1 protein-coding gene is annotated in these 1,403 nt (G+C 35.4%); it reads right to left on the bottom strand.

All coding sequences use genetic code 11. From position 1 onward, the window contains the following. Window positions 1-1,368, bottom strand: a protein-coding gene (locus BKO01S_RS24140) for an IS3 family transposase (protein ID WP_157077446.1) whose coding sequence is annotated in 2 segments (ribosomal slippage) — window positions 1-903 and window positions 903-1,368 — 1,369 coding nt annotated over the 2 segments. Because the reading frame shifts where the segments join, the coding sequence is not laid out codon by codon here. This gene is flagged as partial in the annotation. Window positions 1,369-1,403 lie beyond the last annotated feature (35 nt).

Genomic DNA, 1,403 nt, shown 5'->3' with positions numbered 1-1,403 from the left:
AGGCAACTTCTAAGATCTGAGTTCGGTATTCAACCGGACTCAGATCTTTTAATTTTGCCTTCATTCTCTTTTTGTTGTAGTAATCAATATACTCTTCTAATTCCTGTTCAAAATGCTCGATACTCTCAAACTCTTGCAGGTAAAGTAACTCAGACTTTAATAAGCCAAAGAAATTCTCGATAACCGCATTATCTAAACAGTTGCCTTTACGAGACATACTCTGAGTAATTTTGTGTTGTTCTAGTGTTTTTTGATACTGTTTCATTTGATAATGCCAGCCCTGATCAGAGTGGAGAATTACTTGATCTCCCGGTTTAAGATACTCTATCGCTTTGTCTAACATATCACCAACGAGTTTATAAACGGGGCGTTTCATTACGTTATAAGTAATAATTTCACCATTACATAAATCAAGTACCGGCGAAAGATAACGCTTTTCTCCAAATAAGTGGAATTCTGTAACGTCTGTTACCCATTTCTGATTCATTTTTTCCGCCTTAAAATCGCGTTGTAATACGTTGGGTGCAATTTTCCCTACGTTCCCTTTGTAGGAACGATATTTCTTCATACGCACTAGACATTTTAAGCCCATGGAATTCATTAAACTATTAATAGTTTTTGGGTCATGATGAATGCCTTTTTTCTTTAATTCTTTCGCGATACGACGATAGCCATAACGTCCTTTATGTTCATGATAGATTTCTTTTATTTCTTCTTTTACATTTGCGTACTTATCGGCTTGATTTAAACGTTTCTCCCAATAATAATACGTACTGCGTGGAATGTCAGCGACTTCAACTAAATCCACAACCTCATAATGATCCTTTAGTTCAAAAATTACTTGCGCTTTGATTTTGTTTGTAATTTTTCCTGCATTTGAACTAAAGCATTCAACTTTTTTAAGTATGCATTCTCCATTTCTAATCGTTCAATTTTCGCTTGTAATGCTTCTACTGTACCATCACCTGGGATTGGTGCTGCTTTCTTAGTTTCACTTTTCTTTGTTTCTTTCCTCATAGATGGACGCCCCTTTTTCTTTAATTGTAGGGCATCTATTCCACCTAGTTTCCACTTTGTTCGCCAATTCCGAATCATTCCAGGAGAGGAAATATTGAAAATCGCTGCTGTATCAACTGAGGATGTACCCGTTTCGTTCATATAATTTATTACATCCATTTTAAACTCACTTGAATAGCGTGTATAGTTTTTTAGGAAAGCTTCACTACCATGTTGTTCGTAAAGGCGTATCCATCCACTCAAAACACTCTGATTAATCTGTACCTGTCGTGAAATTTCCTTAATAGATTCGTTACCATTTATATACCTTAACACCATTTGTATTCTATTTTCTGCAGTAAAATTAGACATAAAAACACCCCATAAATGTAAGATCGATGTCTAAC

Source organism: Robertmurraya korlensis NBRC 107688, from assembly GCF_001591645.1.
In the GTDB taxonomy this organism is placed as follows: domain Bacteria; phylum Bacillota; class Bacilli; order Bacillales; family Cytobacillaceae; genus Robertmurraya_A.
The sequence above is the reverse complement of the archived record's forward strand: the minus strand, read 5'-3'. Positions and strand labels throughout refer to the sequence as shown.